The organism is Corallococcus sp. AB038B, from assembly GCF_003668955.1.
In the GTDB taxonomy this organism is placed as follows: domain Bacteria; phylum Myxococcota; class Myxococcia; order Myxococcales; family Myxococcaceae; genus Corallococcus; species Corallococcus exiguus.
The window spans coordinates 1-501 of record NZ_RAWO01000062.1; the positions used below are offsets into that span (position 1 = coordinate 1).

General features: G+C 72.9%; 1 protein-coding gene. It reads left to right on the forward strand.

Features of this window, described 5'->3' with window-relative positions; translation table 11 throughout:
• Positions 1-496 (forward strand): hypothetical protein (locus tag D7Y04_RS42550; protein ID WP_121763060.1); only part of this gene is annotated, 496 nt, incomplete at its 5' end.
• Positions 497-501: the final 5 nt, after the last annotated feature.

Here is a 501-nt window from a genome sequence, read left to right on the forward strand (position 1 = left end):
CGGAAAAAAGGACCTCCCGGCACACCAGGCGGTGAGGCCGTTCCAGGGACGCAGCGACTTCGAGCCGGACCGTCGTCCGACGCCGCGCGCCACGCCGGCCATCAACGCCGCGCTGGCGCCCGCCGCCTCGGAGGCTTCGGCCATCGCCGGAGCGGACGCGGAGCTGGAGCTGCTCTCCGAGTTCCCCGATGCCGACGCCCAGGGTGGTCTCGCCTCCGCGATGCTGCATGCGCACGCGGACGAGCCCGCCTCCCAGGCGCGAATCGTGGAGCGGCTGAAGCAGGACGGCCGGCTGGAGTCGCTGTTTGGCGAGGTGTTCCGCGAGGGCAACCCCTACGTGGAGCAGCCGCACCGCACCGCCGTCGTCCGCGCGCTCGACACCGCGCTGGCGCGAGGCACCGTGACGAGCGACGACCTGCGCACCTTCACCCGGGGCGCCTACGCCCAGGAGTGGCAGCAGATCGGCTCGGAGCTGGCCACGCCGGACGCGAAGTAGCGGTT